The sequence below is a fragment of the Xanthomonas sp. BRIP62415 genome (assembly GCF_003993515.1).
In the GTDB taxonomy this organism is placed as follows: Bacteria; Pseudomonadota; Gammaproteobacteria; order Xanthomonadales; family Xanthomonadaceae; genus Xanthomonas; species Xanthomonas euroxanthea.
The window spans coordinates 54,608-66,290 of the sequence record NZ_QEZH01000004.1 but is presented as its reverse complement, the minus strand read 5'-3'; the positions used below and the strand labels follow the sequence as shown (position 1 = coordinate 66,290).

Below are 11,683 nucleotides of genomic sequence, written 5' to 3'. Positions count from 1 at the left end.
GAACCACCCGATCCCATCCCGAACTCGGAAGTGAAACGCAGCTGCGCCGATGGTAGTGTGGCTCAAGCCATGCGAGAGTAGGTCATCGCCAGGGGCTTTACCCGAAACCCTCAGTCCAACAGGACTGGGGGTTTCTTTTTGTCCAAAATCCGCAACGTAACCGCCAAAAACACCGCGCAAGGCCGCACGCTGACCAGCGGATCCGCATCCGCAGGCTCGACGCTCAGGCTGAGCCAGGCACTGGTGCCAGGGCTCGCGCCTGGCGCTTGCGTTGAAGCAGGACGCGCTAGCAAGGCCGAAAGGTCTGAATGTCACCGCAGAACCCGGACCGGCAAGCCGCAATCGGAGCAGGGCACCGATACCAGGACACGCGCTTGACGCTGGGGGCCCACTTCCTGGTACTGCAGCGGCATCCACTTTGCCCTGATGATTGCAAAGCTGGATTTACCGCGTTTGGCCACCATATTGATCCGCTCCGGCGTGCCGCCGGCCTGGTCGATTGGAGTTGTGCATGCCCGAGCTGCCCGAAGTCGAAACCACCTTGCGTGGGCTGGCACCGCATCTGGTCGGCCAACGCATCCACGGCGTCATCCTGCGGCGGCCCGATCTGCGCTGGCCCATCCCTGAGCAGATCGAACGTCTGTTGCCCGGCGCGACCATCACCGACGTGCGTCGCCGGGCCAAGTACCTGTTGATCGATACCGATGCCAGCGGCAGCGCGCTGCTGCATCTTGGAATGTCCGGAAGCCTGCGCGTGTTACCCGGCGATACGCCGCCGCGGGCGCATGATCATGTGGATATCAGCCTGGAAAATGGCCGTATCCTGCGCTTCAACGATCCGCGCCGGTTTGGTTGCCTGTTGTGGCAGAGCGATGCGCACGTGCACGATCTGCTGGCGGCACTTGGCCCGGAGCCATTATCGGATGCATTTACTGGCGATTATCTGCATGCACTGGCGAGTGGCCGGCGCGCGGCAGTGAAAACCTTTCTGATGGATCAGGCGGTCGTCGTCGGCGTGGGAAATATCTATGCGGCAGAAAGCCTGCATCGCGCCGGAATCAGCCCATTACGCGAAGCGGGCAAAGTGTCATTGGACCGTTACCGGCGCCTGGCCACGGCAGTGAAAGACATCCTCGGCTACGCCATCCAGCGCGGCGGAACCACGCTGCGCGATTTCATCAGCCCGGACGGGGCGCCCGGTTATTTCGAGCAGGAACTCACGGTGTATGGGCGCGAGGGTGAAACCTGCAAGCAGTGTGGACGTTTGCTGAAACACGCCACGATCGGGCAACGCGCGACGGTGTGGTGCAGCAGTTGCCAGCGTTGAACGCCGGCCAGCTGACCCACGTTGATCGAAACACCAGCCTCCAGCTCTGGATCAGTTACGACCGCTGGCCAGTAGCCCTCGGATAACAGCAAACAGCGCGCTTGGAGCAGCAGCGGCCGATTGCTTGATGGTGCGTTGCCGTGCATCGCGCCACAATCGTGACGTCCTGTGATTGGAGTCGTCCATGCCTGCCTCACTGCGCTACTTAATGCCGATCATGCTTGTGGGTGCATCAGCGTTGCCGCTGGCAACAGGCGCATACGCGGAAGAGCTTGCGTCCAGCACCAAACCTGGAGTTGAGCGCATCCAGTTGCACAACGGAGTTGTTGAACTCAGTGCTACGCCCGCGTTCGGTGGGCGCGTGCTGTCCTTCAATTTGCGTGGACACCCCAACGTGTTGAAGACCGGCGAGGCGGTTGATCAGCAGCCCGCGCCAGAAGTGTCCGCGACTGCAGGCGATATCCCGTATCTCGGCCACGATGTGTGGGTGGGGCCGCAGAGTCAGTGGTGGGTGCATCAACAGGTCAACCTCACACGTAAGGCTGCCACCGCGGTTTGGCCACCGGATCCGTATCTGTCGCTGGCAACCACACGTGCAGTCACCCGTAGTGGCGATGAACTGATGTTGGAGGGGGTGCCCAGTCCGGTCACCGGCGTGCAGCTCCGCAAGCGCGTCGCGCTTTCATCCACGCGTGCCGATACCGTGGAGGTGGAGGCCACTACACGCAATATCCGCAAGGATCCGATCAGTTGGGACCTGTGGTTCAACACGCGGGTTGCGGCGGGCACGCGCGTGTTCGTGCCGGTTGCCGAGGCGGCAGACATTCGTCTGCAACCACCGACCGAGCCTGGCACGGTTGCGCCCACGTATCGGCATCACGGTGGTGTGTTTGCGTTGCGTGCCGATGCACGAAAGGACGGGCTGATTCAGCGCGGCAAGGTGTTGCTGCAACCTTCGGCGGGCTGGATGGCGGGCTTCGCCGGTGATCAGGTCCTGGTGATCCGCTTTGCGCATCAGCCGCTGGCGGCGATCCATCCGGAACAGGGGCAGGTGGAGTTGTATCTGGATGCGCCGCCGCAGCATCCCGAGCGCGGGCTGCTGGAAATGGAAGTGCACGCGCCGTATCGGCAGCTGGCCCCGGGTGCGCACATGCAGGCGAATGAGCAATGGACCTTGCTGCGTTATTCCGGGCCGGACGCGCAGCAGGCGCAACAACAGTTCCTGTGCAGCAAGGCGCAGGAGCTGCAGCTGATCAATGCCTGCGCGCCTTCGTCTGCGGGGCCCTGACCTGCGCATTACCTCCGTGCCGCGCTGTGGCTATGATGTCGGCCATTCCCTGATCAGATCGATGCGCATGCAACGACGCCATTTCCTGAAGAATGCCGCTGCCGCATTGGCCGCGCTCGGTCTGCCGGCGCTGCCGCAGTGGGCGCTGGCGGCCAAGGCCGTTGGCCTGCGGCGCTTGGGGCAACCGCAGCCGTTCGACTATGCCTGGCTCAAGGGGCAGGCGCGTGCGTTGGCCACGGCGCCCTACAAGAGCCATAAGCAGCTGCTTCCCGGGCCCCTGGAAGCATTGAACTGGGATCAATACCAGTCGATCCGCTACCGCCAGAATCACGCGCTATGGGCCGACGGCAACGGCAAGTTCCAGGCCAAGTTCTTTCATCTGGGGCTGTATTTCCACACTCCGGTGCACATCTACGACATTGTCGATGGCAAGGCGCAGCAACTGGCCTACGACCCGGCGGCGTTCGATTACGGCAGCAGTGGCCTGGGCGGCAAGCAGTTGCCCAAGGACCTGGGCTTTGCGGGCTTCCGTCTCAATACACGCAAGGACACCGACCGCGATTTCTCCGCCTTCCTGGGTGCGAGCTATTTCCGCGCAGTCGGCAAGGAAGGCCAGTACGGGCAGTCGGCACGCGGGCTGGCGATCGACACCGGCACCGGCGGGCCGGAGGAGTTCCCGGACTTCATCGCCTACTACCTGGAGCAGCCGGCAGACGATTCGAACACCGTGGTGGTGTACGGGCTACTGGACTCGCCCAGCGTTGCCGGTGCGTATCGCTTCGCCATCACCAATGGCGAGGTGCTGGTGATGGAAATCGACAGCGCGCTCTACCCGCGCAAGACCATCGAGCGGCTGGGCATCGGCCCGTGCACCAGCATGTATCAGGTCGGCGAAAACGATAACCGCATGGATTGGGATTGGCGCCCGGAGATCCACGACACCGATGGCTTGGCGATGTGGACCGGCGCCGGCGAATGGATCTGGCGGCCGTTGTGCAACCCGCCGCAGCTGCGCTTCAACATGTTCGTCGATGAGAATCCGCGCGGGTTTGGCCTGTTGCAGCGCGATCGCAACTTCGACCATTACCAGGACGACGGCGTGTTCTACGAGAAACGCCCCTGCCTGTGGGTGGAACCGAAGAGCGGCTGGGGCAAGGGCTCGGTACAGCTGGTCGAGATCCCGACCGTGGACGAGACCTTCGACAACATCGTGGCGTTCTGGAATCCACAGGACAAGCCGCAGCCGGGCCAGGAATTGCTGATGGGGTACCGGCTGTACTGGGGCGCGCATCCGCCGGCCAGTTCGCCGCTGGCGCATTGCGTGGCCACGCGCACCGGCCTGGGCGGCATCGTCGGGCAGAAGCGCAGCCATTTCTCGTGGCGGTTTGCGGTGGATTTTGCCGGCGGCGAACTGGCTGCGTTGACCAAGGACCCGAAAGCCAAGGTCGAGGCCATCCTCCAGGTCTCGCGCGGGAGCACCGAAATCGTGTCGGCGCGTCCGCTGCATGAGCTCAAGGGCTATCGGGCGATGTTCGACCTGGTGCCGCCGGATGACAGCACCCGGCAGATCGATATCCGGCTGTTCCTGCGCGCCAACGGCAAGCCGCTGACCGAAACCTGGCTGTACCAGTGGACGCCGCCGCCGCCGAGCGAGCGCAAGATTTACTAGCGCAAGGCCACGCGCGGCCGGCAGCCACCGCGGTCCTTGCGCCAACGGCGCATCGAGATCGCGCCGGGTCGGGGAGCCGGCACGCTGCTGCTGCCATCACGCGCACGCCGAAGCGGTGCGCGACCGCGCGTCTGCTAGGCCTGGTTCGTTTTGGCGACAAGCTGCATGCGTCCACGCGGACGCATGCATGCCAGCTCCACCCGGAAGCAGGTGCCGTCCTTGCCGCTGATGATGCGCAGCTCGCCTTGATGGGCACGGGCGATCTGCGCGGCCATGTGCAGGCCCAGATCGACTTCGGGCAAGGGGCGTCCGCCGGCGTGCACGTGGGTGGAGGCGTGCAGCACGTCGAGCCGGCGCGGGTCGATACCGTCCAGATTGCAGACCTCGATGCGCAGGCGGCCCTGCTCGGTCACCGCGATCGCCTTGATCAGCGAGCTCTGTTGCCCCTGCACCACGGCGTTGATCATCAGGCTGCCGAACATCTGCGCCAGGCGCACCGCATCGCCATGCACCGGTTCGTCGATGGCCACGTGCGTGGACAGCACCTGGTTCGGATATGCGGCGCGGGTTTCGTCGACGACCTGCGATAGCGCATCGAGCAGATCGCTGCCGTTGCCGTAGTCCAGCTGCAGCCAGTCGCGCTCGATGCCGCGTGCGAAATCGCTGGCAAAGTCGATCAGCTCTTCCATGCGCCGCAGGCTGCGCTGCATCGACCGGATCGCGCCACCCTGGCGCTGGTTGAGCGAGTCGATCGCCAGCATGTCCACCACCGCATGCATGGACTGCAGCGGGTTGCGCAGGTCGTGGCCAAGGATGCCGATGAACTCTTCGCGCAGCCGGGCCGAGGCGCCGACACGCCCCAGTTCGCTGCGCGCGCGCAGCGATTCCTGCGCGCTCTCTTCGGCGCGTTGTTCGGCCTGGATCTGCGCTGCCAGCAGTTGCGCCAGCAGTTCGACCTTTTCCACCAACGGTGCGTCCATGACGCGCGGCAACGGGTCCAGCGCACACAAGGTGCCGAACACGCTGCCATCGTCGAACTTGATCGGCACCGAGACATAGCTTTCGAAGCCGTACAGCCGCGGCGTGGGGTGGTCGCGGAAGACCGGGTGCTCGGAGGCATGGCCGAACCACAACGCGTTGCCCTGGGTGCGCACGCTGTCGCAGAAGGTAGTGACCAGCGGTAGCTCGTCGCCGGGCGCCAGACCGAACGCCAGGTCGTCGCGCACCTGGCAGGTGATCCAGCGCGTATCGGTCACGCGCGCGACGGCGGCGAACCCCATGCCGGTCAGACGGGTGAGAACGGTCAGGACATCGGGCACCGACGATAGCCGGCCAACACGCGCGATATCGGCGCGTAACTCGGGAGGAAGCGGACCCATGTATTGCCTCCCGACAAGTGGATGGTCGCCAGTTTACAGGACTGCGGTTGCGCCTGGTTGCGCGCGGATCGCTGCAACGGCCCCGCAACGATACGCCTGTTGATGTGTAGCGAAGATGCAGTGGCGACCGCATGCCTGCGGGGGTTTAGCGACGCATCACAAGCGCATATCAGGACAGCGCGCCAAGAGCATCCGGCTGAATTCTTCAGCTGCCGCCCTGCCAGGGTTAGCCGTCCGCTGGCACGTAAATACCGGGCCGATAATGCCGAATCATCCGGGAGCTGGAGGATCGCGAGCCGCGCATCAGGTTCATCGGGCGGGATCGGGTAACGGCCGCCGTGTGTCGCTGCAGTTGCGTGGGTTCAATGCGTCGCCAGGTGCGAAACGACGTTGGCACGCCATGCCACCCGCGTCGGTGGCCATGTCGATGGCTGGTCCGTGGACGATCGGCGTTGCCAGCCGCGGGCAACCCGTCCAGCGTCGCGCTGCCCTTCCAACAGGGCGTGGGCGTTATGCGCCCGCCGGTGGCAGCGGCAATGCGATCTGCAACGGGTCGATGCGCCCTTCGCCACGCATGATCTTCTTGAACTCGGCGCGGCTGACCGACACGTAGCGCTCGTTGCCGCCGATCTCCACCTGCGGGCCGTCCTGCACCGCGTGGCCTTGCGCATCCACGCGCACGGTCATGGTGGCCTTGCTGCCGCTGTGGCAGATGGTCTTGATCTCCTCCAGCTCGTCGGCCCAGGCCAGCAGGAACTGGCTGCCCTCGAACAGCTCGCCGCGGAAGTCCGTGCGCAACCCGTAGCACAGCACCGGAATGCGCAGGCGGTCGACCACCTCGCTCAACTGCCAGACCTGGCCGCGATTGAGGAACTGCGCCTCGTCCACCAGCACGCAGTGCAGCGCGCCTTCGGCCTGGATGTCGCGTTCGATCAGCTGCTGCAACTCGGTGTTGCGATCGAAGGTGCGCCCATCCGCGCGCAGCCCGATCCGCGAGGCCACCACGCCGCTGCCGGCGCGGTGGTCGAGCTTGGGCGTGAGGATCAGGGTGCGCATGCCGCGTTCGCGGTAGTTGTGCGCGGACTGCAGCAAGGTGGTGGTCTTGCCGGCATTCATTGCCGAGTAGTAGAAGTAGAGCTTGGCCATCGGGGGATTTTACCGGGCCGGGCGGCCGGCGGTGACAGCCATCTGCATGAACCGGCGGCGCAGGCCTGCCCGACGCGGCGCCGGTACAATGGCCCGCTCTGTTGGAAGTCTCTATGCACGGTCTCAATCCCCCGCAAAGCGCCGCAGTGCTGCACTGCGAAGGTCCCCTGTTGGTGCTGGCCGGCGCCGGCAGCGGCAAGACGCGCGTGATCGTGGAGAAGATCGCGCACCTGATCGCCACCGGCCGCTATCCGGCCAAGCGCATCGCCGCGATCACCTTCACCAACAAGTCGGCCAAGGAAATGCGCGAGCGTGTGGCCAAGCGCATCCGTGGCGATGGCGCCGATGGCCTGACCATCTGCACCTTCCACGCGCTGGGGTTGAAGTTCCTGCAGATCGAGCACGCCGCTGCCGGCTTGAAGCGCGGCTTTTCGATCTTCGATTCCGACGATGCCGCCGCCCAGATCAAGGACCTGATGCACGGCGCCAAGCCCGATGCGATCGAGGATGCCAAGAACCTGATCTCGCGCGCCAAGAACGCCGGCCTGTCTCCCGAACAGGCGATGGCGGCGGCGCGCAGCAATCGCGAAAAGGAAGCCGCCAGCCTGTACGAGCGCTATCAGGCGCGGCTGACCACCTTCAACGCGGTGGACTTCGACGACCTGATCCGCCTGCCGGTGCAGATCCTGGAGGCCAACGAAGAGATCGTACTGGGCTGGCGCGAGCGCATCGGCTATCTGCTGGTGGACGAGTGCCAGGACACCAACGATGCGCAGTACCGGCTGCTGAAAATGCTGGCCGGGCCACGCGGCAACTTCACCTGCGTGGGCGACGACGACCAGAGCATCTACGCCTGGCGTGGCGCCAATCCGGAAAACCTGCAGCAGATGGGCCGCGATTATCCGGCGCTGGAAATCATCAAGCTGGAACAGAACTACCGCTGCTCCAACCGCGTGCTGCGTGCGGCCAATGCCTTGATCGCGCACAACCCGCACGAACACCTGAAGACGCTGTGGAGCGACCAGGCCGACGGTGAGCGCATCCGTGTGTGGGAATGCCGCGACAGCGAGCACGAGGCGGAAAAGGTCGCCGCCGAGATCTCGTTCCTGGGGACCGCCAAGCAGGTGCCGTGGAGCGATTTCTGCATCCTGTTCCGCGGCAATTTTCAATCGCGGCCGCTGGAAAAGGCGCTGCAGCTGCTGCGCGTGCCGTATCACCTGACCGGTGGCACCGCGTTTCTGGAGCGGCAGGAAGTCAAGGACGTGCTGTCGTGGCTGCGGCTGATCGTCAATCCCGACGATGACGCCGCGTTTCTGCGCGCCGTGCAGTCGCCCAAGCGTGAGGTCGGGGCGACCTCGCTGGCGCGGTTGGCCGAGCTTGCCAGTGCGAAGTCGGTACCGATGTCGCGCGCGGCCGAGTCGATGGGCGCGCTGCAGCACTTGCCGCCGCGTGCGGCCAATGGCCTGAGTGCGTTCACCGATATCCTGCGCGATATGCGCGAGCATTCGGCCACGCTGCCGGCGGGAGAACTGGTGCGCATGCTGGCCGAAAAATCCGGCCTGCTCAACGACCTGCGCAACCAGTCCAAGGACGACACCGGCTTCCAGCGCCGCAAGCGCAATCTGGACGAGCTGGCCGAGTGGTTCGAAGGCGGCCCGCGTGGTGCCAGTGCCAGCGACCTGGCCGCGCAGCTGGCGCTGTTGTCGCGCAACGACAAGGACGACGGCGGCAACCAGGTGCGCATGATGACCATGCACGCGTCCAAGGGGCTGGAATTCCGTTATGTGTTCATCGTCGGCTGCGAAGACGGCGTGCTGCCGCATGAAGTGAGTCTGGAAGAAGGCAACCTGCAGGAAGAGCGCCGGCTGCTGTATGTGGGCATCACCCGTGCCAAGGAGCAGCTGTGGATGAGCCACAGCAAGTTGACGCGCAAGTTCGGCGAGCATGTGCGGCTCAAGCCCAGCCGCTTCTTCGACGAGATCCCGGCCGAAGAATTGCAGCGCGACGGCGCCGACCCGGTGGCCGATGCCGAGCGCAAGAAGGAGCGTGCCAGCGCGGGCCTGGCGGCGATCCAGGCGTTGTTCGACTAGCGGGTGTTGCGTACTACGCAGGCTTGCCAGCGACACGTCTGCACGGCAGGCTGGGTTGCCCTGATGCCGGAGTGCGCCGTGACCGTCGTGATCGAAACCCCGCGTTTGCGCCTGCGCACGCTCGACCCCGAGCGCGATGCCGATGCGGTGCTGGCATTGGTCAACGACCCCGGTTTCATCGCCGGCATCAACGACCGCGGTGTGCGGACCCGCGAGCAGGCGCGTGATCATCTGCGCGAGTGGGCGCAGGCGCACCAGCAACGCTACGGCTTTGCGCACTGGGCGGTGGAGACGCGCGCCGAGGGCGCCTTTGCCGGCACATTGGGCTTGTTGTGCCGCGATACCTTGCCGGTGCCGCATATCGGCTTTGCACTGCTGCCCGAACATCGCGGCAAGGGGTTTGTGAGCGAAGCCGGGCGCGCGGTGCTGGCGCATGCGCGCGATGTGCTGGGGTTGTCGCAGCTGTGCGCGATCGTGTCGCCGGGCAATGTCGATTCGATCCGCGCGCTGGAAAAACTCGGGCTGCAGCGGCAAGGCCTGCGCGTGTTGAGCCAGGAGGCCGATCCGGTGCTGTATTACACGATCGAGCTGGGTCCCGTCGACATGGACAGCCGGGCAGGCCTGCGGCACTCTGGCGGCGACGCTCACCGCTGAACGCGGCCGGCACAACGTAACGAGCAGTCGTCAGCGCAGCCTGGACGGCGCGGAAGAACTCCGGTGCACACCTGGCACAGGAGACTGCGCGCACCGACCGCAGCTGCCTGGCGATGAGCGCCGCCGTGGTGTCCGTCGCCCCAACCAGGACACGTGCATGCCATTGCTGGTCAACGCCTATTCCACGCTGCGCGAGCCGGTGTGGCCGGATTTCCTGCCGCGCGCCGCCGTGCAGCACCGCGACCACGCCGATCCGGAACTGGCCAATCATCTGCACGGTTTTGTCGGCTACGTGAACCAGGCCGGCGACGGCCAGATGACCCAGCCGCGCTATCACCTGATGCGGCATGTACAGCGGGTGCGTCAGCACTTCACATTCGAGGTCGACGATGCGGCGTTCGGGGAGTTGGCGCAGTGGGCCGAGCAAGCCAATGCGGTGTGTTTCCTGGCCGACGGCAGCGTGCGCGATCCGCACGGGCGGGTGCTGATCAGCCAGGGCGAGCCGGCGATCGATGCGCAGGCGCAGGTGCCGTATCCGCCGGATGCCTTGCAGCGGCGTGCGCAGCAACTTGCGCAGCTGACCACGCAAGGCATCCGCGTGCCAGCCGGCCTGCCGCCGGTGCCTGGCGAGGCCGAAGCGCGGGTGCGCGATGCTGCGACGGTGACGCAGCGCATGCTGGGCCTGTTTGCGGTGGCCTTGCGCGCGGAGATGCTGGCCGCCGGCGATACGCCGCCCGCGTTGGAAGAGATGGACGCCCGCCTGCCCGGCGTGGCGGCGGCACTGTCGCCGCAGGAGTGCGCCTTTTTTGCCCAACCCGCGCCGGAGCCGCAGCAGCTCGCCAACTTCGGCTGGCGCTACGAGAGCCTGGCCGTGCTGCAGTGGGCCCTGGGGCTGGCCGACGCGCTGCCGGAGCCGACCGACCTGTGCGATGTGCCCCTGGCTGCCCAGCGCGCGCTGGAGCATGCCGACGCCGCGACGCGGCCGTCGCTGACGCTACGGCCGGTGCCCGAACTGCTGGATGCGCTGGACCGGCACTTGCGCCTGCACTGGGCAGTGCGCCAGGCCGGCCAGAGCGAGCAACCGCCACCGGCCGGCATCGTGCCGGGCGTGGTCTACGAGCGGCACTACGCCCTCAACTGGCTGCTGCACTTCGAAGACGCCGACTGGGACGAGGTGGATACGCCGACGTAAGCGGGGCCGGGGCGCAACCTGCGCCATCACCGTCCGGCAGGGCCCCTCGTCCGGTAGCCGGGCCGGTCGGTGCGTGCACTGCGATCGGCGTGGGCGGCGACGTGCAGCGGGCATCTCCAGGCGCAGACCGTCGCGCTCAGGCGCCCGCCGCCTCCAGGCGCGCCTGCACCGCGGCCAGCGCATCCTGCAGCTCGGCGACCGTGGCTTCTAGTGTTTGTACGCGCGCTTCCAGCTCGCTGCTGTCGGCGTTGCTGCGAGGGCCTGGCGCAGCGCGCGCGGCCGCAGCCTGCAACGCCTCCACATCCAGCTCGCCACTGAGCAGATGCGCATAACGCTCTTCGCGCTGGCCGCTGGCGCGCGGTAGTTGCACGGCCAGGCCGCGCTGGATCAGCCGGTCCAGATGGTGGCGCACGTCGTCGGCATCGTTGAAGCGTGTCAGCCGCTCGCTGCGCGCGAACAGCTCGCCCAGCGTCTGCGGGCCGCGCAGCAGCAACAGACCGATCAGGGCGACCTGCTGGCGGGTCAGGTCCAGCACGCTGCCCAGCCGGTGCTCGTAGCGCTCGGCGCGCGAGGAGAACTGCTGGCGCACCAACCCCAGGGTCTCGAGTTGACGCAGGGCGTGATGCACCACGCCGGTCTGCAGGTTCAGCACCGGCTCGCGTGCGGTCTTCTGGTTGGCGGCCACCTGCGCGGCGTTGACCGTGAGCGGATACGCATCCGGCGTGGTCGCCTCCTTTTCGATCAGGCAGCCGAGCACGCGGGCCTGGGCGGTGTCGAGGACGGGCGGGGAAGGTGTCTCTGTCATGGGGGCGACTCCGGGGCAATCAGCGCACAAGGATATGCCGTTCCTGCATCGGCGTTCTTCAGGCCACGATCCCGCCGGCGATGCCGGCACCGGCAGCGGGAGCGAAGAGGCGGTCAGGTGCGGAGGCGGTCGG

General features: G+C 66.1%; 9 protein-coding genes, 1 rRNA gene and 1 other RNA gene. 7 read left to right on the top strand and 4 right to left on the bottom strand.

The genetic code is table 11. The features are described 5' to 3' along the window. From rrf to EO141_RS00240, 4 genes are all read left to right on the top strand, one after another. Nucleotides 1–94: ribosomal RNA gene (rrf, locus tag EO141_RS00255) — 5S ribosomal RNA — on the top strand; the annotation flags it as partial. Between the two features lie 417 nt (nt 95–511). Continuing rightward, on the top strand, nt 512–1,327 hold the full coding sequence (gene mutM / locus EO141_RS00250; protein ID WP_127168224.1) for a bifunctional DNA-formamidopyrimidine glycosylase/DNA-(apurinic or apyrimidinic site) lyase: 816 nt from the start codon (nt 512–514) through the stop codon (nt 1,325–1,327). Nucleotides 1,328–1,511: 184 nt separating this feature from the next. Next, nucleotides 1,512–2,615 (top strand): DUF4380 domain-containing protein, encoded by a 1,104-nt coding sequence (locus EO141_RS00245; RefSeq protein WP_127168223.1) that lies wholly within the window; start codon nt 1,512–1,514, stop codon nt 2,613–2,615. 67 nt (nt 2,616–2,682) lie between these two features. After that, entirely contained in the window at nt 2,683–4,284 is a 1,602-nt protein-coding gene (locus tag EO141_RS00240; RefSeq protein WP_127168222.1) for a glucan biosynthesis protein D, read from the top strand. 134 nt (nt 4,285–4,418) lie between these two features. Here the strand turns inward: EO141_RS00240 and EO141_RS00235 are convergent, their stop codons facing one another. Then, a complete protein-coding gene (locus tag EO141_RS00235) occupies nt 4,419–5,663 on the bottom strand; it encodes a GAF domain-containing sensor histidine kinase (protein WP_115678160.1) in 1,245 nt (414 codons plus the stop codon). Nucleotides 5,664–6,173: 510 nt separating this feature from the next. Next, on the bottom strand, nt 6,174–6,809 hold the full coding sequence (locus EO141_RS00230; RefSeq protein ID WP_016904282.1) for a thymidine kinase: 636 nt from the start codon (nt 6,807–6,809) through the stop codon (nt 6,174–6,176). A 113-nt stretch (nt 6,810–6,922) separates the two neighbouring features. Between EO141_RS00230 and rep the strand changes: the two genes are divergently transcribed. Together rep and EO141_RS00220 are read left to right on the top strand one after the other, a co-directional pair. Next, entirely contained in the window at nt 6,923–8,899 is a 1,977-nt protein-coding gene (rep, locus tag EO141_RS00225; protein ID WP_016904281.1) for a DNA helicase Rep, read from the top strand. Between the two features lie 63 nt (nt 8,900–8,962). Continuing rightward, nucleotides 8,963–9,553, top strand: coding sequence for a GNAT family N-acetyltransferase (locus EO141_RS00220; RefSeq protein ID WP_127168221.1), 591 nt, complete (start codon nt 8,963–8,965; stop codon nt 9,551–9,553). Nucleotides 9,554–9,557: 4 nt separating this feature from the next. Here the strand turns inward: EO141_RS00220 and EO141_RS00215 are convergent. Beyond that, nucleotides 9,558–9,633, bottom strand: a non-coding RNA gene (locus EO141_RS00215) — sX9 sRNA. Between the two features lie 77 nt (nt 9,634–9,710). Here EO141_RS00215 and EO141_RS00210 point away from each other — a divergent pair. Next, nucleotides 9,711–10,745, top strand: coding sequence for a DUF4272 domain-containing protein (locus tag EO141_RS00210; protein WP_127168220.1), 1,035 nt, complete (start codon nt 9,711–9,713; stop codon nt 10,743–10,745). 136 nt (nt 10,746–10,881) lie between these two features. Here EO141_RS00210 and EO141_RS00205 read toward each other — a convergent pair whose 3' ends face one another. Then, the gene (locus EO141_RS00205; protein WP_127168219.1) at nt 10,882–11,550 is read right to left on the bottom strand and encodes a DUF480 domain-containing protein; all 669 of its coding nucleotides are present in this window, start codon (nt 11,548–11,550) and stop codon (nt 10,882–10,884) included. Nucleotides 11,551–11,683: the final 133 nt, after the last annotated feature.

Bases quoted from the DNA above. Each gene is read 5' to 3' on its own strand.
- EO141_RS00220 (WP_127168221.1), top strand. From the start codon at position 8,963: ATGCCGGAGTGCGCCGTGACCGTCGTGATCGAAACCCCGCGTTTGCGC.
- EO141_RS00240 (WP_127168222.1), top strand. From the start codon at position 2,683: ATGCAACGACGCCATTTCCTGAAGAATGCCGCTGCCGCATTGGCCGCG.
- EO141_RS00210 (WP_127168220.1), top strand. From the start codon at position 9,711: ATGCCATTGCTGGTCAACGCCTATTCCACGCTGCGCGAGCCGGTGTGG.
- rep (WP_016904281.1), top strand. From the start codon at position 6,923: ATGCACGGTCTCAATCCCCCGCAAAGCGCCGCAGTGCTGCACTGCGAA.
- EO141_RS00205 (WP_127168219.1), bottom strand. From the start codon at position 11,550: ATGACAGAGACACCTTCCCCGCCCGTCCTCGACACCGCCCAGGCCCGC.
- EO141_RS00245 (WP_127168223.1), top strand. From the start codon at position 1,512: ATGCCTGCCTCACTGCGCTACTTAATGCCGATCATGCTTGTGGGTGCA.
- EO141_RS00235 (WP_115678160.1), bottom strand. From the start codon at position 5,663: ATGGGTCCGCTTCCTCCCGAGTTACGCGCCGATATCGCGCGTGTTGGC.
- mutM (WP_127168224.1), top strand. From the start codon at position 512: ATGCCCGAGCTGCCCGAAGTCGAAACCACCTTGCGTGGGCTGGCACCG.
- EO141_RS00230 (WP_016904282.1), bottom strand. From the start codon at position 6,809: ATGGCCAAGCTCTACTTCTACTACTCGGCAATGAATGCCGGCAAGACC.